Raw genomic sequence first — 17,851 nt, forward strand, 5'->3', positions numbered from 1 at the left:
GTTAAACATGATCGACTTGCTATTAAGCCAAGTAATATACTCGGCACCCATCAAGCGGTGCTGTTTTGGTTTTCGCGCTGAATCGTGCGGTAACTAGGATAGGAACCGATAGCCGTGTTTAATAGATCATTACTAAAAGAAAATCACTATGAGCGAATCCATAAAAAAAATAATCATTGTTGGTGGCGGTACTGCTGGTTGGCTGGCGGCGGGGTTGTTAGCGGCAGAGTTCAGGCACAATGAGGCGGGGGTCAGTATTACCCTGATTGAGTCGCCTGATGTGAATACGATTGGGGTTGGTGAAGGTACTTGGCCATCCATGCGGGCGACCCTGCGCAAGATTGGTATTTCCGAAACAGATTTGATTCGTGAGTGTTTTGCGTCTTTTAAACAAGGGTCAAAATTTGTCGGTTGGAAAACGGGGGCGGCTGACGATATTTACCATCATCCGTTCAGTATTCCGCATGGTTATGCTGAATGTAATTTGGCTGCTGCGTGGCAAGCGCAATTTGCGGATCGCCCCTTTGCTGAAGTTGTTTCATCGCAATTTGTCGTGGCGGAGCAGGGCTGCGCTCCAAAACAAATAACAACACCGGAATATGCCGGCGTGCTTAATTACGGGTATCACCTCGATGCCGGGAAATTTGCTGCATTATTGCAGCGGCATTGCACAACAGCACTGGGGGTCATTCATGTTCTGGATCATGTGACTCAAGTTGTTGCCGACGATAGCGGCGATATTGCCGGGGTTGATACCAAGGCCTCAGGTGTAATTTACGGTGATCTTTTTGTCGATTGTTCCGGTCTAAGTTGTCTATTGCTGGGGCAGCACTTTGGTGTGCCTTTTGTAGATAAAAAGCACTTGTCATTAAACGACACAGCGCTTGCCATGCAAGTGCCTTATCCCGAGCAGTCCAGCCCAATTGAATCTTGTACTATTGCCACGGCTCAGTCTGCCGGCTGGACTTGGGATATAGGCTTGTCTTCGCGTCGTGGTGTGGGTTATGTATTTTCCAGCAGTTATCTCTCTGAAGAAAAAGCAGAAATGGAGTTACGTGCTCATATCGCCAAAAGTGTTGGGCAATCCGTAGCGAATTCTTTAAGCAGCAAAAAACTATCGATCAGGGCGGGGCATAGGCAAGAGTTTTGGCATAGGAATTGTGTTGCTGTTGGTATGTCTGCCGGATTCATCGAGCCACTGGAGGCGTCAGCGTTAGCTTTGGTTGAGTTATCGATGAATATGATTTGCGAAGAGTTTCCCGCAGATAAAGTTGCAATGAAAATTGTGGCGAAACGTTTCAATGAAGTATTTAGTTACCGCTGGGATCGCATTATTGATTTTTTAAAATTGCATTATGCGCTGACTGAGCGGAACGACTCCGATTATTGGCGCGATATGTCAGCGCCAGAGGCGCTGCCTGAGCATCTACGTGAATTATTATTGCTGTGGAAACATCGCCCACCACATCGCAGCGATTTTATTCAGGTAGAGGAGATTTTCCCGTCCGCCAGTTATCAATACGTGCTCTATGGTATGGGCTTTAGCATGGATGCATCCAGGTTGCCGCGTACTTCTGATAATTTACCTATGGCGACAGCGCGTATTCGTGAGACGGTGGAGAAGACCCGCAAGTATTTGTCTGGCTTGCCCTCTAACCGCGCACTGATAGACCATGTCATGAAGCATGGAATGCCATTGATTTAGTTGTTTTATTTTTCTCTGGTTTGTTCCCTCTGAATCAAGTATTGACAAATCAGTAGTCTATGGCTACTGATTTGCTTGCTCCCTCCTTATTCCTCAACGCTACTTTCTATGAACAATGCTGAACTTGTGGGTTGATTCACGCGATGCAGTTAAATTATTGTTGACAGCGCTGTCATTTGCCCATAAAGTAGAGCCAGTTAATTGAAATGCTTGGTTGGCGAAGGAGCTGCGCTGTTGGTTTCGAGCATTTAGGTTCTCTCACCGTCGATGTCTGGTTGATGCATCGACGTCTCCCTGCGCCCTCTGAGTTTCAGAGGGCTTTTTTTTGCCTGAAGTTTCATTTTGACCTTTCATCGCCACCTCTCTGGCTAGGTTATTTGCAAGCGAGCTGGCATAATCGACGCCCCGAATTTTACGGGTTTGCCCGATTATCGTTGCTCAAGGGCGAGCCCTCTTTGGTGCGTTTTGGCGATACCTATCGCAACTGGGTACTTATCGCAAGGCGCACTGTTCCTGTCAGCTAGAGGATTACCATGAAGCCAGCAGTAAAACCCCATAACCCCAATTTTTCATCTGGCCCCTGCAGCAAGCGCCCGGGTTACAGTTTGGAGCAGTTGGATATCTCCACTCTGGGCCGCTCACACCGTTCAACCATTGGTAAGGCTGCGTTACAGCGCGCCTGTGAAGACACCGCTGAATTGTTGGGGCTGCCGGAAGGCTACCGTGTTGGTGTGGTGCCAGGTTCAGATACCGGTGCGGTAGAAATGGCCATGTGGTCGCTGCTCGGCGCGCGCGGTGTGGATATTCTGCAGTGGGAATCCTTTGGTAAAGGCTGGCTGAGCGATGCCACTAAAGAGTTGAAATTGACGGTTAACGCTCATGAGGCGGATTACGGCCTGCTGCCGGATTTATCCAAAGTGAACTTTGACAACGATGTAATCTTCACTTGGAACGGCACCACTTCTGGAGTAAAAGTGCCCAATGGCGACTGGATTCCAGCCGACCGTAAAGGCTTGACCATTTGTGATGCTACCTCGGCGGTATTTGCGATGGATATGCCCTGGGACAAACTCGACGTGATCACCTACAGCTGGCAAAAAGTGCTCGGCGGTGAGGGCGCCCACGGTATGTTGATCCTAAGCCCGCGCGCGGTTGAGCGTTTGGAAACTTACAAACCCAGCTGGCCTATGCCCAAACTGTTCCGTATGACCAGCGGCGGCAAACTGGTTGAGGGTATCTTCAAGGGCGATACCATCAATACCCCGTCAATGTTGGCAGTGGCCGACTATTTAGACGCGCTGGATTGGGTGCGTGCGATTGGTGGTGTGAAAGAAACTATCGCCCGCTCCAACGCCAATCTCGACGTATTGAAAAAATTTGTAGCGGCTAATGATTGGATTGATTTCCTGGCGCAAACCCCTGAAACCCTGTCCAATACCAGCGTGTGCTTCACCCTGAAGGCCACCCCCGATCAGGTAAAAGCCATGATCAAGTTGCTCGATAAAGAAGGTGTTGCTTACGACATTGGCGCTTACCGTGATGCACCACCCGGCCTGCGTATCTGGTGTGGCGCGACTGTGAGCGCGGTTGACCTGGAGGCCTTGCTGCCCTGGTTGAGCTGGGCTTACGAGCAAGCGACCGCGGCCTGATTTGCCAATTAATGTTCTTAAGGCCGTGTTTTTACACGGCCTTTTTGTTAGCCGATTTGAGGAATAACAACCATGTTCAAAATCAAAACCTACAATGCCATTTCAGTCAAAGGCTTGAATCGTTTTCCGCGCGAAAACTACGAAGTCGCCAGCGACATAGGCCACCCTGACGCCTATATATTGCGCAGCCATAAATTGCAGGGTGAGCCGCTGCCTGAGTCGGTAAAAGCCGTGGCCCGCGCCGGTGCAGGCACTAACAATGTGCCGGTGGAGGAGTACACCAAAAAAGGCGTAGTGGTGTTTAACTCACCCGGCGCCAACGCCAACGCGGTAAAAGAATTGGTGCTGGCCGGTATGCTGCTCGGTTCGCGCGGTATTCTGCCGGGCATGGAGTACGTGAGCACCTTGACCCACATGACCGATGCCGATGAGATGTCCAAATTGTTGGAAAAAGAAAAATCCAACTTTGCTGGTTTTGAGCTGGCCGGTAAAACCCTGGGTATTGTCGGTTTGGGCGCAATCGGATCACTGATTGCCGACGCCGCCCTGGCACTGGGTATGAATGTGGTCGGTTTTGACCCGGCGCTGTCGGTAGAAGCCGCATGGCGTTTGCCCAGTCAGGTGGGCCGTATGGAAAACCTGCAATCGCTGCTGGCGCGCTCTGACTATATCACCCTGCATGTGCCGGCCATTCCGCAGACCAAACACCTGATTAATGCTGACACCCTGAAAGTCACCAAAAAGGGTGCAACCCTGCTCAACTTTGCGCGCGAGGCGATTGTGGATGCCCATGCGGTAGTGGAGAGCCTGGATGCCGGTCATTTGGGTAAATACATTTGCGATTTCCCCGAGCCGATCCTGCTCAATCGCAAGGATGTTTACGCCATGCCGCACATAGGTGCCAGCACCGAAGAGGCGGAAGAGAACTGCGCCATCATGGCGGCCGATCAGCTGGTCGATTATCTTGAAAATGGCAATATCAAAAACTCGGTGAATTTTCCCGCTGTGTCTATGGATCGCAACCCCGGCATTGGTGCGCGTATCACCTTCTCCAACCAGAATGTCTCTGGGGTTTTGGGGCATGTGCTGTCGGTATTGGCTGACCACAAAGTCAACGTGGTAGACATGGTCAACAAAAGCCGCGGCGATGTGGCCTACAACATTATCGATGTTGAAGCGGCACCTTCAGCGGCAGTGATTGATGCGCTGGCCAAAGTGGAACACGTGATTGCGGTGCGGGTTATCTAACAAACCTTAGCTACTGGGGGCAAAGTCGATGTATAAATTGGTCTTCTTTGTTCCCGTGTCTCATCTTGAACAAGTCAAAACCGCGGTGTTTGCCGCGGGTGCCGGCAAGCTTGGCAATTATGATCAATGTTGTTGGCAGGTGTTGGGGCAAGGCCAGTTTCGGCCCCTCGCTGACGCTAAACCCTATATTGGTAAAATCGGTGAGCTTGAATGCCTGCCGGAATATCGTGTTGAAATGGTTTGTGCTGATGAGTATATTCAAGCCACTATTACAGCGTTGCGCGCCGCTCACCCTTACCAAGAGCCCGCATTTGATCTGTCTCTCTTAGTTAACCCCGAGGATTTTCAGTGACTTCCTGGCTATTTGACGGGCTTGCGCAACAACTGACAAATACTCCTCTGGATCCAGTCAATACGCCTCAAGCAGCGGTGCTGGTGCTGATTAGCCGCGGCGACAATCCCTCCATTTTATTTACCAAGCGTGCTGCACATTTACGTCAGCACCCCGGTGAGGTCTGTTTTCCCGGTGGTATGTGGGAGCCGGGCGATGACAATCTTTTGGTTACCGCCCAGCGGGAGGTTCACGAAGAAATTGGTTTACCTGCTCGTCATATTCAGTTGTTAGGCTCTCTGCCTCAATCGCATACGCGTGTCGGTACTGCAGTAACCCCGTTTGTTGCTCATTTTGATGCGGCCACACCATTACAGCCTTCGCCGGATGAATTGGACGGTATTTTTATGGTGCCGATTGCTGATTTCAGATCTGGGTTGCAGGTGCGTGAGGACTGTTTTGTGCGGCATGGCCGTACCTTGCGTGTGCCTGTTTATCATTACCAAGGTTATGAGATATGGGGCTTTACCGCTGCCATTACTGCTCAGTTGTTATTATTGATCGACCGTGCACTTCGCTAACAACGCGTAGCGTGGTGTAATTGGCTACAATCAGGATATTAATCAGGAATACCTTGCCGGTTTTCTTGCTGTTTCAATTTTGCACAATAACAAATATGGAGAATGTCAGATGTCGTTGCAATACAACAGAACGCTTGCAGAGGTTTTCTCGGATTCCTGTAAAAAGTTTGCTGACAAAAAAGCGTTTAGCTGTATGGGGCAATCGCTTACCTATGCTGAACTCGATCATCTTGCCGGGCAGTTTGCAGCTTATTTACAGCAGAAAACTTCACTGAAGCCAGGCGATAGAATTGCGGTTCAATTGCCGAATGTTCTGCAGTATCCCGTTGTTATATTCGGTGCGTTGCGCGCAGGGTTGGTAATAGTCAATACCAACCCGCTTTACACGGCTCATGAAATAAAACACCAACTTAACGATTCCGGTGCAAAGGCATTGGTGGTGTTAGCGAATATCGCCAAAAATGCAGCCTCCATTATTCAAGAAACGAGCGTGGAGCAGGTAATAGTAACCGAACTTGCCGATTTGCATCCGTTTTTCAAGCGTACGCTAATTAACGCAGTAGTGAAATACGTTAAAAAAATGGTGCCGCCATTTTCTTTTCCAAATCAGATAGGCTTTAACCAAGCATTGGCTGCGGCATCACTACCTTGGCAGCCGGTAACCCAAGTGCCAGAAGATGTAGCAGTTTTACAATACACCGGTGGTACTACAGGTGTTGCCAAAGGGGCGATGCTGACGCACCGCAACCTGGTTGCCAATATGATGCAACTTAATGAGCGCATGAAGGATGTGTTTCGCCCTGCGCAGGAGCTCTATATCGCGCCGCTACCGCTTTATCACATTTACTCTTTTACCATTCATTGCACCTCGGCGGTGGCGCTTGGTAATCACAGTTTATTAATTCCCAATCCACGCGATATTCCTGGTTTTGTTAAAACCTTACAGGGTGTTCCCTTTACTTTTTTTGTCGGTTTAAACACCTTGTTTAATGCATTAATGCGCAACCCCGATTTCTGCAATTTGGATTTTAGTCATTTGCGTCTCACCTGTTCGGGTGGAATGGCGCTTACTGCAGAAACTACAAAACACTGGTTGGAATTAACCAAGGCGCCTATTAGTGAAGGTTATGGATTAACCGAAACTTCGCCGGTAGTGTCCAATAACCCCATTGATAATGTGCAAATGGGGACTGTAGGTTTGCCCTTGCCCGATACCGAATGCAAAGTCATTGATGAACACAATAAGAATTTACCCAGCGGCGAAGCGGGCGAGCTTTGTGTACGCGGTCCGCAGGTGATGAAAGGTTACTGGCAGCGCCCCGATGCTACCGCAGAAGTAATGGATGATGAGGGTTGGTTTAAAACCGGAGATATTGCCATTATCCAACCTGATGGTTTTATCAAGATTGTCGACCGCAAAAAAGACATGATTAATGTCAGTGGTTTTAAAGTGTTCCCTAACGAAGTGGAGGATGTGCTGAGTAGTCATCCCGATGTTATTGAGGCTGCAGTTGTGGGTGTGCCTGATGGCGAGGGAAGTGAAATAGTTAAGGCCTTTATTGTGAGCGCCAATGAAAATTTGACCGTAGAAGAGTTGCGAAAATTTGCCAAGCAAACACTCACTGCTTATAAAGTGCCGCATCAAATCGAGTTTCGCAAAGAGTTGCCAAAAACTAACGTGGGTAAAATTTTGCGTCGTGAATTGCGTGATCAGGATATTAAAAAATAAAACCAGGCTCGAGTGTTAACTTGTGCAGGAATAACTTAACCAAATAGGAAAATAATATGGATTCGCTTTTTTCAATCGTAACAAGCCCGGCATTTTGGATTGCATTGGTACTGCTTTATACCCTTAAAAAAGGTATTCATTTTGTGCCGCAAAATAGGGGTTATGTGATTTATCGTTTTGGGAAATATACAAAAACATTAAGTTCCGGTTTGAATTTTATTGTTCCATTTGTCGAGTCGGTTGAGGCAGACCGCAATTTGAAAGAGCAGACCTTGGTTATTCCGCAGCAGTCAGCAATTACCAAGGACAATATTGCGATCATGATTGATGGCGTGTTGTTTATTAAAGTAATCGACGCAGCGGCAGCAACTAACAATATCACTGATTACAAACTGGCCTGTACCCAATTGGCCATGACTTCTATGCGTAATGCGATCGGTTCAATGGAGCTGGACGATTGTTTTCAAAATCGCTCTGCCATCAATGCCAAAATTCAAGAGGCCATGTTGCTGGCTACCCAGCCTTGGGGTTTGATTGTGTTGCGTTTTGAATTACTGGAAATTGCTATTCCACCGTCGATTAAAGAAGACATGGAAAAACAAATGACCGCAGAGCGGCAGAAGCGCTCGGCAATTTTAACCGCCGAGGGTGAAAAAATTGCGGCAATTACCACCGCCGAGGGGCAAAAACAAGCGCGTGTGTTGGATGCGGAAGCAGCCAAGGCAGAGCAAGTATTAGCCGCGGAGGCAAGCAAAGAAGCACAGATTTTGGAGGCTACAGGTAAGGCTGAAGCTATTCGTTTGGTGGCGATTGCCGAAGCAGAAGCGCTGACAACTATCGGTAAGTCAGCAGCGACTGACGAAGGCCAAAAAGCAATTGCACTGAACTTGGCACAAGGTGCTATTGCTGCGCACAAAGCCATCGCGCATGAGGGCACAGTTGTGCTTTCAGATGGTAAAACCAGCGATAACATTGTGAGTACGGTAGCACAGGCTATGGCAGTGTCATCGGCAATTAATTTGTCGCATCACCCACGCAATGTCTAAGAGGGATTAATGGTGACAAATATCGTTGATTATTTTGTACAAAATCCTGCGCATCTTTTTTACACGCTTACCGGTCTGTGCCTGATATTAGAGTTAGGCGTATTGGGCATGAGTGGCCCAATATTATTTGTCGCCTTGGGGTCGCTATTGACTGGTGTGATGATTTCCCTTGGCGTAATTAATGGTTGGGAAATGGCGATATTGTCACTCGGTTTACTGACTGCGATAAGTGCGCTGATATTGTGGAAACCGTTTAAGCGTTTTCAAAATGCTGCCGTAGTGCCAGATACCAGTAGCGATATGATTGGTAGGGTTCTGCCCGTGACGCAGCTCGTGACTCGCGATCAAGGTGCGGTTAGTTATTCGGGTACGGAATGGCAAGTGCGGTTAAAAGAAGCCGTTGAGCCAGTGCCGGTTGGAATGCACGTACGGGTTTTGGCGGTCGACGGTTCTCTATTGTTAGTGCAAGCTGAGTAATATTTATTTTTATCGACAGCATCCGTTATCGGATGCTGTTATTCATTCTAAAAACAATAATCCGTGTCACTGCTATTAATAGCTGCTAGTCTAAAAACGATAACTAAATTTTAATTGTTGCTTTGTGAATAGTGATTCGCATCTATAAGCACTATTACTTCATTAGAACAATTTATGAAAACAGCTTTGGTTCTTTCTGGTGGTGGCGCTCGCGCGGCATATCAAGTGGGTGTATTGCAGGCGCTGGTTGAAATTCTGCCTGATGATATTGAAAACCCCTTTCCTATAATTTGTGGTACATCTGCCGGAGCAATTAACGCACTGGCACTGGCGGCGCATAAGGGTAATTTTAAATCAGCGGTAAACGCTTTGGCTTATGTCTGGCAAAACCTGGATATAGGTCAGGTGTATTTGCACGGCTGGTGGGATCTTTTTAAAGGTCTGAGTTTATTAGGTTTGTCTTTGTTTAATGAAGGTATGGGCCATCGTCGTCCGCTCTCATTATTGGATAATTCCCCTCTGTGGAATTTGTTGGGGTCAGTCATCCATTTTGAAAATATTAGCCACGCGATTGATAAAGGCAAGCTTCATGCGGTGAGTGTATCGGCCATGGGGTATACCTCTGGTCATACGGTGAGTTTTTTTCAGGGACATCCCGACCTGCAAAGTTGGAACCGGCATAGACGTAGTGGCGTTGCTACTGAGCTGCGCTTGGAGCACTTGTTGGCTTCTTCGGCAATTCCAACGGTATTTCCCGCCGTGCGAATTAATCGCGAATATTTTGGTGATGGCGCTCTGCGCCAGCTGGCACCGATTAGTCCGGCGTTACATCTGGGTGCAGAGTCATTGTTTGTTATCGGGGTGAGTGGCAACCGCACGGCTGCCAAGGCAAATCGTCGCGTGCCCCATCGTCACTCGCCCTCCATGGGGCAGATCGTTGGTCATTTGTTTAACAGTGCATTCGTGGATGCCCTCGAGGGGGATTTGGAGCATATGCAACGCATGAATGAGCTGTTGAAGTTGATTCCCGAAGATGTTCGTAATCAGCAAGGAATCCAATTGCGACCCGTCAATAATATGGTGATCTCACCCAGTTACCCCATCGATGGTATAGCGGGGCGCAACGTGCGTTATCTACCTAAAAGCTTGCGCTTTTTTATGCGTGCGACAGGTTCTACCGCAAAAGGTGGGGGCGCGACGGCTGCGAGTTATCTGCTTTTTTCTAATGAATTTATTAATGAGCTCATGGAGCTTGGACGTAAAGATACTTTGTTGCAGTCGGAGGATATTCTACGGTTTTTTACGACAGCGTAATTATAAAATTTGATCAATAAAAAACGTCGCAATGAGTGGATCGTTGCGGCGTTTTTTATTGGTTGGCTTGAAACAATTAAGCGCGGCGGCGGAATAGCGGCAGGGGTTGATCAACCGCGGCTTGATAATATTCCTGTAAATCGCTGAGGGATTTTACCGCCTCTTCTAAATTAGCTTCTGCATCGGCAAAGGCAAACGCATTAACACCGCAGCGGCGCAAGTAGCAGAGTTGGTCGCGCATAAAGTTACCTACGGCCCGCAACTCACCGCTAAAACCATAGCGCTCGCGCAGCAGACGCGCAGTAGAAAATGCGCGGCCATCCATAAACTGCGGGAAGTTAACACCAATCACGGCAAAACGATTGGCGTCTGCACCAATCAGTTCTGCACCTTCATCGCTGTCCAGCCACACACCAATATCAGTGCGGTTTTGCAATGTGTCTTTTTGCGCATTCCATACTGCTACCGGAATAATTACCTGACCGGCGGGGACTTCCACTGCTGCCGCATCACCTTCAGTTTTGGCGATGAGCGTCCAGGTATTTTCTACAATCTGGCCGTCTTTAATGAGCTTTTGCATAAACTTTCTCCTTGAAGGGAGCTGCGCCTATACGGCGATAGGTGTCGATAAACAATTCTTCATCGGTGCGATTGGCAACATACACATCGACGATTTTTTGAATCACGGCGGGCATGTCATCGGCGCCGAAAGAGGGGCCAAGTACATCGCCGAGCGAAGCATCGTTACTGGCGCTGCCACCAAGTTGCACTTGATAAAATTCTTTGCCGGATTTATCCACGCCAAGAATACCAATGTGACCCACATGGTGGTGACCACAGGCATTCATACAACCGGAAATGTTCAGGTCGATGTCACCCAAATCATAAACGTAATCCAGGTCTTCAAACTGACGCTGGATAGCTTCAGCAATTGGAATAGATTTGGCGTTGGCGAGTGAGCAGAAATCGCCGCCGGGGCAGCAAATAATGTCGGTAATGGTGCCGATGTTAGGCGTGGCAAAACCAGCGGTTTTACATTCCTGCCAGAGTACAAACAGATCGGCTTTTTTCACGTCGGCCAACACAATATTTTGTTCATGGGTAGTGCGCGCTTCGCCAAAACTGTATTTATCGGCGAGATCGGCAATCACTTCCAGTTGGCTGTCGGTGATATCGCCTGGTGCAACACCGGTTGGCTTGAGCGAGAGTGTCACTGAGGCGTAACCGGCAATTTTGTGTTCGCGCACATTGCGCTGCAACCACTTACCAAAAGCAATGCTCTCGGCAGCTTGTGCATCGAGCTTTGCTTGCGCCGCTGCGTTATCAATGGTTTCGTAAGCCGGAGCGGTGAAGAAACCTTTGGCGCGGGCGATCTCTTCTTGCGTCAGCTTGTTATATCCGTCTTTCAAATGCTGCCATTCGTCTTCCACTTTTTGTGCAAAGACTTCAGGGGTTAAGGCGCGCACTAAAATTTTGATCCGCGCTTTGTATTTGTTGTCGCGACGACCAAAAAGGTTGTAGACACGCAAAATAGCTTCCAGATAAGACAGCAAATCTTCTTCTGGAAGGAATTCACGAATCGCCACGCCGATAACCGGGGTACGGCCCAAGCCGCCGCCGACGTAAACTTTAAAGCCCACTTCGCCTTGTGCGTTATGCACCAATTGCAGGCCGATATCGTGAACTTGTACGGCGGCGCGATCTTGCGTTGAACCGGTGACAGCGATTTTGAATTTGCGCGGCAAAAACGCAAATTCAGGGTGGAAGCTGGACCACTGGCGAATAATTTCACAGTAGGGGCGTGGGTCGATCATTTCGTCGGGCGCAACACCGGCGAACTGGTCCGAGGTGGTATTGCGGATGCAGTTACCACTGGATTGGGTGCCGTGCATGCCCACCTCAGCCAGTTCGGCGAGAATGTCCGGCACTTCGGTCAGGTCTGGCCAGTTGTATTGGATATTCTGACGGGTACTGACGTGGCAGTAGCCTTTATCGTAATGACGGGCGATATGGGCCAACTTACGCAGTTGCGTGGAGTTCACCATGCCGTAGGGCACGTTGATACGCAGCATGGGCGCCAAGCGCTGTACATACAGGCCATTCTGCAAACGCAGGGGCAGGAACTGTTCGGGTTTCAAGTCACCGGCGAGGAAGCGTTCGGTCTGGTCGCGAAACTGGGCGATACGCTGGCGCAGAATGCTGTTGTCGTACTCATCGTAGATATACATGGAGCTAGATACCTATTACCAGGATAAAAGCCATCACAAATGGCATCAGGATAAAGGCCATAAAAAATGGCATTAGGGCGAAAAATAGAGGCGCGCAGGATACAGGAAAAGCGGCATTTCGGCGACCTCGGTGTGAGATCCTTCTGGTTGATTTTTGCGCTAAATAAGCGCCGGCACCTTAGCAGGCGAGGGCAGGGAAGTGAACGACTGTTTATCGCTAAGCTTGTTCCATCTGGTTATGATGGCAGCCCTTGCCCACAGCCTCTATCTTACGCCTATGTCTGCGCCTATCGACGATTTGTTTATCCTGCCCGCTTGTACCGAAGACCTGCAGATAGTGCAGGTGGATAGGGATTTTTTGTTGATTAACAAACCCACTCGCCTGCTCAGTGTACCGGGTCGCCACCCTCAGAATCGCGATTCCGTGATTAGCCGCCTGCAAGTCGATTATCCCGGTGCAGCTATCGTGCATCGGCTGGACTTTGATACCTCGGGTGTGATGGTCATTCCGCTCAATAAGGTTGCGCTGTCTAATATCAGCAAACAGTTTCAGGCGCGCAGTGTCAGTAAACACTACACTGCTGTAGTGGCTGGGTTGATGGTGCAGGATGAAGGTATTATCGATTTGCCCATCGCAGCGGATACAGGGCCAACGTATAAAATTTGTCAGCAGACCGGTAAGCCCTCGGTCACTGAATACCAGGTGCTCGCGCGCGATGAACAGGCGTGTACCACAAGGGTTTTGCTGCACCCTATCACCGGTCGCTCCCATCAGTTGCGTTTGCATTTGCAGACCATAGGCCACCCGATTCTGGGCTGTGGGTTTTATGGGGGCGAGTGGGCGAGCGCCGCCAATCGTTTGTTATTGCATGCAACGGATCTGGCTTTTTTGCATCCGCATACCGCTGAACCGGTATTCATCGACGTCGCGCCACCGTTTTAAGTGTCAGGTGTGCGAGCACCCATAGAGTGTTAAAGACAATTTCACTTTGCATCAACTTTTGTTAACGGGGGTTAATCTACCGATTTCTGTACCCACCAATCATTGACAACGTTGTCCCAATTGGCGAGAGTGAGCTTTCAATCAATCACCACGGATAACAACAATGAAACACAAAGGGTTAGTTTTTATTGGCACCATCGCGGCAACATCTTTGCTTGTTGCATGCGGTGCAAAAAATGAAACAACAACATCACAAACATCACAAACATCACAAACATCACAAACATCACAAACATCACAAACATCACAAACATCACAAACATCACAAACATCACAAACATCACAAACATCACAAACATCACAAACATCACAAACATCACAAACATCACCAACAGTAGCAACCAGTGCAGCCAATGCGGTACAGCACAGTGCCTCGGCACCGCCGAGCGAGGTTTCGGCTCCCGCTGTTTTCTTTGATGATTTTAATTACAGCTCGCTAGAGGAATTTAATCGCAACGGCTGGCGGGTGAGAACTGAAGCTGGCCATCCGGGTATTAAAGGGGCGAGCTGGTCAGCGGAGGGCATCAGTTTCCATCAGGATATCCCAGCAACTCACGCTGGCGCCGTGCGTATGAGTTCGGTAACGGCCGGGCAGGGCGAGAACACCCGTCACACCCAGTTTTGTCATGCCCGCAAATACCGCGAGGGTACCTATGCCGCACGGGTATTCTTCCGCGATGAACCAACCTATGGTCCGGACGGTGATGAAGTAATCCAAACCTTTTACACCATCAGCCCGCTTAAGGCGCCTATGGATAAGGATTACAGCGAGGCAGATTTTGAATACCTGCCTAATGGCGGTTGGGGCGCAAATGCAAAACCGGCGATGTGGACAACCAGTTGGGATACTTTTCAGTTAGAGCCTTGGACTAAGGTTAATGAAAATACCCGCGTAGAGGGCAGCTATGCAGGTTGGCGCACCTTGATGTTGACCATCACCGATAACAAGCTGACCTACTACGTCGATGGCAAATTATTTTCCGAGCACAGCAGTGCGGTCTACCCCGAAGATTTTATGTCGATTAATTTCAATCTGTGGTTTATGCCGAAGGGTGCTGACGGTTCAATCGGGCCGGTTGATTCACCGGAGTTGCGCGAGTATCAGCAAGATATCGATTGGGTATTTTTCCAGGAAGGTGTTGCGCTTACGCCTGCTGAGCTTGAAGGGCAAGTTACTCATCTACAAGCTACCGGAGTGGAATACGTGGATGATGTGAAAGAGCAAAACCCGTCGCTACCTTCGCCCTGCGGACTTTAATCGGCTGTTATTACGGCTTGTGCGCAAGGATGCGCGGGCTGAAGAGAATTTGTTTTTGAGTGAACAGGGAGCCTTTGTTGTGTTTACATCATTACTTGTTATTTGACCTTTAGGCTTTAAGATGCTTCGCTTCAGTCTATAAATATCTGCGCTGCGGGTATTTCCCACCCGAAGGTGATGGTCTAACAGGTAAAGAATGCAGAACCAATCTATCGATGAGCGTACGTTTTATCGCGGAGTCTTAGCACTGCTTACGCTGACTGCCCTTATGGCTACCGCAGCCAGTGTGTTGCACTACCTGGAGCCACAACCGGAATTAATGGATTTAGTGATACCACCTTTGGTCGCACTCGCCAATATTGTGCTCACGGTGTGGCTTGTTCGTGGGCCAAAAAATATTTTGCATGTGGTTTATTCTGCTTTTATTGTCGCCATTGCTGCACTCTCGTTACCTGCGTGGTATTACAGTCTGCGTGCGGCGCAAAACCCCGATTTACTACTCATTGATATTTTCCCGCCTATTTCAGCGTTCCTCATTATTTTGATTGTATTGGTGATGGTCATGCTTCCACCGCGGCGTGCATTTCCAGTAATGATCGCCGCGTGGTTGTTAAATGCAGTGCCGATCCTGAGTTATTTGCTGACCCACAAAGAAGAATTGTGGACACCGCGCGGTCAGGAAATGTTGATGAGTTATGGCTTGGCCATTTCGCTTTTGCTGGTGTTATTGCCATTTCAGCACAGGGCGCGTCTGCAACTGGAGCGCTTACAAAATGATAATTCCCATATGCATAATTTGGCTGAGCGCGATGCGTTAACGCGGCAATACAATCGCTGGGGCGGTCAACAGTTGCTCGACGATTTTATGTGCAGCGGCACTACCGGTAGCATCATTATGTTGGATATCGACCACTTCAAAAAAATTAATGATACCCATGGTCATCTCATCGGCGACAGTGTGTTGCAACAGTTTGCTGCTCGCGTGAGCAATGCACTGCGCAGTGACGGCCATCTGATTCGCTGGGGTGGTGAGGAGTTTTTGGTATTGATTCTCGGGATTGCAGAGCAGGACGCCTATCGCGTGGCAGAGCGGCTGCGCAAGGCTATAAACCGCGATATGTTTCATCCCGTAGGCAGGCTCACAGTATCGAGTGGTGCAACTTCTCGTAGGGCTAATGATACGCTGGAGAGTTTAATTGCCCGGGCAGATAAAGCACTATACGAAGCCAAGGCAAATGGACGTGATCAGGTGGTGTGCAACTTTAAGGTCTCTTGAGATAACTTGTGAGTGCTTCCGAAGGAAGCACTCACAAATGTAACTTAGTGCTTAGCGGCCTCCGAGGCGCCAATACCGGTTTGTGAGCGAACGAACTGTGCATCAAACGCGGCTTGTTCTTTTGCTGCCGAGGCTGATTTATCCGTAATTGAGAAAAACCAGATGCCAATAAACGCAGCGCTCACGGAGAAAATTGCGGGATATTTGTAGGGAAAAATCGCCTGCTCAAAACCAAATGCATCCACCCATACCGTGGGGCCAATCACCACTAAAATTACCGCGGTAAATAAGCCCAATCCACCGCCCATTACTGCACCGCGAGTGGTGAGTTTGCGCCAGTACATACTCAGCAACAAAATCGGGAAGTTGGCGCTGGCCGCAACACAAAATGCGAGCCCAACCATAAACGCCACGTTTTGTTTTTCAAACACTATGCCGAGTAATACCGCAATCACTCCCAAGCACACCGTAGCGATGCGCGATGCGCGAATTTCTTTTTTCTCATCGCGGTTACCTTTTAATACCAGCGTGGCGTAAAGGTCGTGGGAGATGGCACTGGAACCTGCGAGTGTTAAACCTGATACCACGGCGAGAATCGTGGCGAAAGCGACTGCTGAAATAAAACCTAATAAAATGTCACCACCCAAGGCTTGGGATAAATGAATCGCGGCCATATTGGCGCCGCCAATCAACGCACCATCGGTGAAATAGGCCGGATTTTTCAGCAATAAAATGATGGCGCCAAAACCAATAATAAAGGTGAGGATATAGAAATAGCCGATAAATCCGGTTGCATAAAATACCGAGCGACGCGCTTGTACGGCATCTTTCACGGTAAAAAAGCGCATCAAGATATGCGGCAAACCTGCGGTACCAAACATGAGCGCGATACCGAGCGAAATGGCAGAGATCGGATCGCTCACTAAGGTGCCCGGTGCCATGATGGCGTTGGCTTTGGTGTGAACTTTCACTGCTTCGGCAAATAAATTTTCAAAACTGAAACCAAATTGCATCATCACTAAAAACGCCATGAGTGATGCACCAGAGAGCAATAAAACGGCTTTGATGAGCTGTACCCACGTAGTTGCAATCATGCCGCCAAAGGTGACGTAGAGTGTCATCAACACACCGACAATGACCACAGCGGCTTCGTAGGGTAGGCCAAACAACAGTTCAATTAATTTACCCGCGCCCACCATCTGTGCGATCAGATAAAAAATCACTGTCACTAGCGAGCCACTGGCGGCCAGGATGCGAATGGGTTTTTGTTGCAAGCGAAACGAGGCAACATCGGCAAAGGTGTATTTACCCAAATTGCGCAGCGGCTCCGCGATCAGTACCAATACAATCGGCCAACCCACCAAAAAGCCGATGGCGTAAATCAAGCCATCAAAACCCGAGGTGTATACCAAGCCGGCAATACCCAGGAAGGAGGCGGCAGACATGTAATCGCCCGCAATTGCCAAACCATTTTGAAAGCCGCTAATGCCACCGCCAGCGGCGTAAAAGTCGCTGGCAGTTTTGGTGCGACCGGCAGCCCAGTAGGTGATGCCTAGCGTGACTAATACGAAGGCTAGAAACATCGCCACCGCGGTGACATTGATGGCGGAACTGCTGGATGCTTGTGCCCAGGCGCAGGTGGCCATAGCGGAAAGTAATACGGCGAGTGGAGCATGAACTTTCATTATTTTGCTCCTGCTTTATTGACGATGGCGCGAGTAAGCGGTTCCAGCACGCGGTTGGCGTAATACACGTAAATTCCGGTGACTACCATGCAAAATAGAATGACACCCAGGCCGAGCACCATACCTATAGAGGTAACACCCTCACCAATGGGCTCACCCAATGCACCGGGGTTAAACGCAATAGTCAGGATAAGTGCGAAATAAGCGAGGATTGTGGCCAGTGAGAGAGGCCACATAATTCTTTTGCGCGCGCGGGTCAGGGCCGCGTACTCCGGCAGCTGCCGGATAGTATCAGTATGCATTAGCTGGGTTTCCGTGTTT

17 protein-coding genes are annotated in these 17,851 nt (G+C 49.1%); 12 read left to right on the forward strand and 5 right to left on the reverse strand.

Annotation, left to right across the window (positions count from 1 at the left end; all coding sequences use genetic code 11):
- The first annotated feature begins 148 nt into the window (after window positions 1-148).
- The 9 genes from NNX04_RS00400 to NNX04_RS00440 all read left to right on the forward strand — a co-directional run bounded on the left by NNX04_RS00400 (window position 149) and on the right by NNX04_RS00440 (window position 10,080).
- Window positions 149-1,705: a tryptophan halogenase family protein gene (locus NNX04_RS00400; RefSeq protein WP_261947123.1), complete on the forward strand. Its 1,557-nt coding sequence runs from the start codon at window positions 149-151 to the stop codon at window positions 1,703-1,705.
- 533 nt (window positions 1,706-2,238) lie between these two features.
- The gene (locus tag NNX04_RS00405) at window positions 2,239-3,354 is read left to right on the forward strand and encodes a phosphoserine transaminase (protein WP_261947124.1); all 1,116 of its coding nucleotides are present in this window, start codon (window positions 2,239-2,241) and stop codon (window positions 3,352-3,354) included.
- Between the two features lie 72 nt (window positions 3,355-3,426).
- The gene (locus NNX04_RS00410; protein ID WP_007643647.1) at window positions 3,427-4,602 is read left to right on the forward strand and encodes a phosphoglycerate dehydrogenase; all 1,176 of its coding nucleotides are present in this window, start codon (window positions 3,427-3,429) and stop codon (window positions 4,600-4,602) included.
- Between the two features lie 28 nt (window positions 4,603-4,630).
- Window positions 4,631-4,954 (forward strand): Nif3-like dinuclear metal center hexameric protein, encoded by a 324-nt coding sequence (locus NNX04_RS00415; RefSeq protein ID WP_151058416.1) that lies wholly within the window; start codon window positions 4,631-4,633, stop codon window positions 4,952-4,954.
- Window positions 4,951-5,514 (forward strand): NUDIX hydrolase, encoded by a 564-nt coding sequence (locus tag NNX04_RS00420; RefSeq protein ID WP_261947125.1) that lies wholly within the window; start codon window positions 4,951-4,953, stop codon window positions 5,512-5,514. Before NNX04_RS00415 ends, NNX04_RS00420 begins: the two co-directional genes overlap by 4 nt.
- A gap of 109 nt (window positions 5,515-5,623) precedes the next feature.
- Complete coding sequence (locus tag NNX04_RS00425) at window positions 5,624-7,243, forward strand: AMP-binding protein (protein ID WP_261947126.1); 1,620 nt, start codon at window positions 5,624-5,626, stop codon at window positions 7,241-7,243.
- 56 nt (window positions 7,244-7,299) lie between these two features.
- The gene (locus tag NNX04_RS00430; RefSeq protein ID WP_261947127.1) at window positions 7,300-8,289 is read left to right on the forward strand and encodes an SPFH domain-containing protein; all 990 of its coding nucleotides are present in this window, start codon (window positions 7,300-7,302) and stop codon (window positions 8,287-8,289) included.
- Window positions 8,290-8,298: 9 nt separating this feature from the next.
- Entirely contained in the window at window positions 8,299-8,766 is a 468-nt protein-coding gene (locus NNX04_RS00435; RefSeq protein WP_261947128.1) for an NfeD family protein, read from the forward strand.
- A 174-nt stretch (window positions 8,767-8,940) separates the two neighbouring features.
- Window positions 8,941-10,080 (forward strand): patatin-like phospholipase family protein, encoded by a 1,140-nt coding sequence (locus tag NNX04_RS00440; RefSeq protein ID WP_261947129.1) that lies wholly within the window; start codon window positions 8,941-8,943, stop codon window positions 10,078-10,080.
- A gap of 76 nt (window positions 10,081-10,156) precedes the next feature.
- On the opposite strand, the gene NNX04_RS00445 is transcribed toward NNX04_RS00440, so the two are convergent.
- Together NNX04_RS00445 and NNX04_RS00450 are read right to left on the reverse strand one after the other, a co-directional pair.
- Window positions 10,157-10,660 (reverse strand): DUF934 domain-containing protein, encoded by a 504-nt coding sequence (locus NNX04_RS00445; RefSeq protein WP_261947130.1) that lies wholly within the window; start codon window positions 10,658-10,660, stop codon window positions 10,157-10,159.
- Window positions 10,644-12,308, reverse strand: coding sequence for a nitrite/sulfite reductase (locus NNX04_RS00450; RefSeq protein ID WP_261947131.1), 1,665 nt, complete (start codon window positions 12,306-12,308; stop codon window positions 10,644-10,646). Before NNX04_RS00450 ends, NNX04_RS00445 begins: the two co-directional genes overlap by 17 nt.
- A gap of 277 nt (window positions 12,309-12,585) precedes the next feature.
- Between NNX04_RS00450 and NNX04_RS00455 the strand changes: the two genes are divergently transcribed.
- Entirely contained in the window at window positions 12,586-13,251 is a 666-nt protein-coding gene (locus tag NNX04_RS00455; RefSeq protein ID WP_410004085.1) for an RluA family pseudouridine synthase, read from the forward strand.
- Between the two features lie 141 nt (window positions 13,252-13,392).
- On the opposite strand, the gene NNX04_RS00460 is transcribed toward NNX04_RS00455, so the two are convergent.
- Complete coding sequence (locus tag NNX04_RS00460) at window positions 13,393-13,665, reverse strand: hypothetical protein (protein ID WP_261947132.1); 273 nt, start codon at window positions 13,663-13,665, stop codon at window positions 13,393-13,395.
- Window positions 13,666-13,777: 112 nt separating this feature from the next.
- On the opposite strand from NNX04_RS00460, the gene NNX04_RS00465 reads away from it, so the two are divergent.
- The gene (locus tag NNX04_RS00465) at window positions 13,778-14,569 is read left to right on the forward strand and encodes a glycoside hydrolase family 16 protein (RefSeq protein WP_261947133.1); all 792 of its coding nucleotides are present in this window, start codon (window positions 13,778-13,780) and stop codon (window positions 14,567-14,569) included.
- 196 nt (window positions 14,570-14,765) lie between these two features.
- Window positions 14,766-15,845 (forward strand): GGDEF domain-containing protein, encoded by a 1,080-nt coding sequence (locus NNX04_RS00470; protein WP_261947134.1) that lies wholly within the window; start codon window positions 14,766-14,768, stop codon window positions 15,843-15,845.
- 44 nt (window positions 15,846-15,889) lie between these two features.
- Here NNX04_RS00470 and NNX04_RS00475 read toward each other — a convergent pair whose 3' ends face one another.
- Window positions 15,890-17,530: a cation acetate symporter gene (locus NNX04_RS00475; protein ID WP_007643618.1), complete on the reverse strand. Its 1,641-nt coding sequence runs from the start codon at window positions 17,528-17,530 to the stop codon at window positions 15,890-15,892.
- Window positions 17,530-17,832, reverse strand: a complete 303-nt coding sequence (locus NNX04_RS00480; protein WP_040392683.1) for a DUF485 domain-containing protein — start codon at window positions 17,830-17,832, stop codon at window positions 17,530-17,532. The genes NNX04_RS00475 and NNX04_RS00480 overlap by 1 nt, the downstream gene beginning before the upstream one ends.
- Between the last annotated feature and the right edge of the window lie 19 nt (window positions 17,833-17,851).

Origin of the sequence: Cellvibrio sp. QJXJ, assembly GCF_024452345.1 — a bacterium.
In the GTDB taxonomy this organism is placed as follows: Bacteria; Pseudomonadota; Gammaproteobacteria; order Pseudomonadales; family Cellvibrionaceae; genus Cellvibrio.

Coding starts and splice junctions, on each gene's coding strand:
- NNX04_RS00400 (WP_261947123.1), top strand. CDS start 149: ATGAGCGAATCCATAAAAAAAATAATCATTGTTGGTGGCGGTACTGCT.
- NNX04_RS00405 (WP_261947124.1), top strand. CDS start 2,239: ATGAAGCCAGCAGTAAAACCCCATAACCCCAATTTTTCATCTGGCCCC.
- NNX04_RS00410 (WP_007643647.1), top strand. CDS start 3,427: ATGTTCAAAATCAAAACCTACAATGCCATTTCAGTCAAAGGCTTGAAT.
- NNX04_RS00415 (WP_151058416.1), top strand. CDS start 4,631: ATGTATAAATTGGTCTTCTTTGTTCCCGTGTCTCATCTTGAACAAGTC.
- NNX04_RS00425 (WP_261947126.1), top strand. CDS start 5,624: ATGTCGTTGCAATACAACAGAACGCTTGCAGAGGTTTTCTCGGATTCC.
- NNX04_RS00430 (WP_261947127.1), top strand. CDS start 7,300: ATGGATTCGCTTTTTTCAATCGTAACAAGCCCGGCATTTTGGATTGCA.
- NNX04_RS00435 (WP_261947128.1), top strand. CDS start 8,299: ATGGTGACAAATATCGTTGATTATTTTGTACAAAATCCTGCGCATCTT.
- NNX04_RS00440 (WP_261947129.1), top strand. CDS start 8,941: ATGAAAACAGCTTTGGTTCTTTCTGGTGGTGGCGCTCGCGCGGCATAT.
- NNX04_RS00445 (WP_261947130.1), bottom strand. CDS start 10,660: ATGCAAAAGCTCATTAAAGACGGCCAGATTGTAGAAAATACCTGGACG.
- NNX04_RS00450 (WP_261947131.1), bottom strand. CDS start 12,308: ATGTATATCTACGATGAGTACGACAACAGCATTCTGCGCCAGCGTATC.
- NNX04_RS00455 (WP_410004085.1), top strand. CDS start 12,586: ATGTCTGCGCCTATCGACGATTTGTTTATCCTGCCCGCTTGTACCGAA.
- NNX04_RS00470 (WP_261947134.1), top strand. CDS start 14,766: ATGCAGAACCAATCTATCGATGAGCGTACGTTTTATCGCGGAGTCTTA.
- NNX04_RS00475 (WP_007643618.1), bottom strand. CDS start 17,530: ATGAAAGTTCATGCTCCACTCGCCGTATTACTTTCCGCTATGGCCACC.
- NNX04_RS00480 (WP_040392683.1), bottom strand. CDS start 17,832: ATGCATACTGATACTATCCGGCAGCTGCCGGAGTACGCGGCCCTGACC.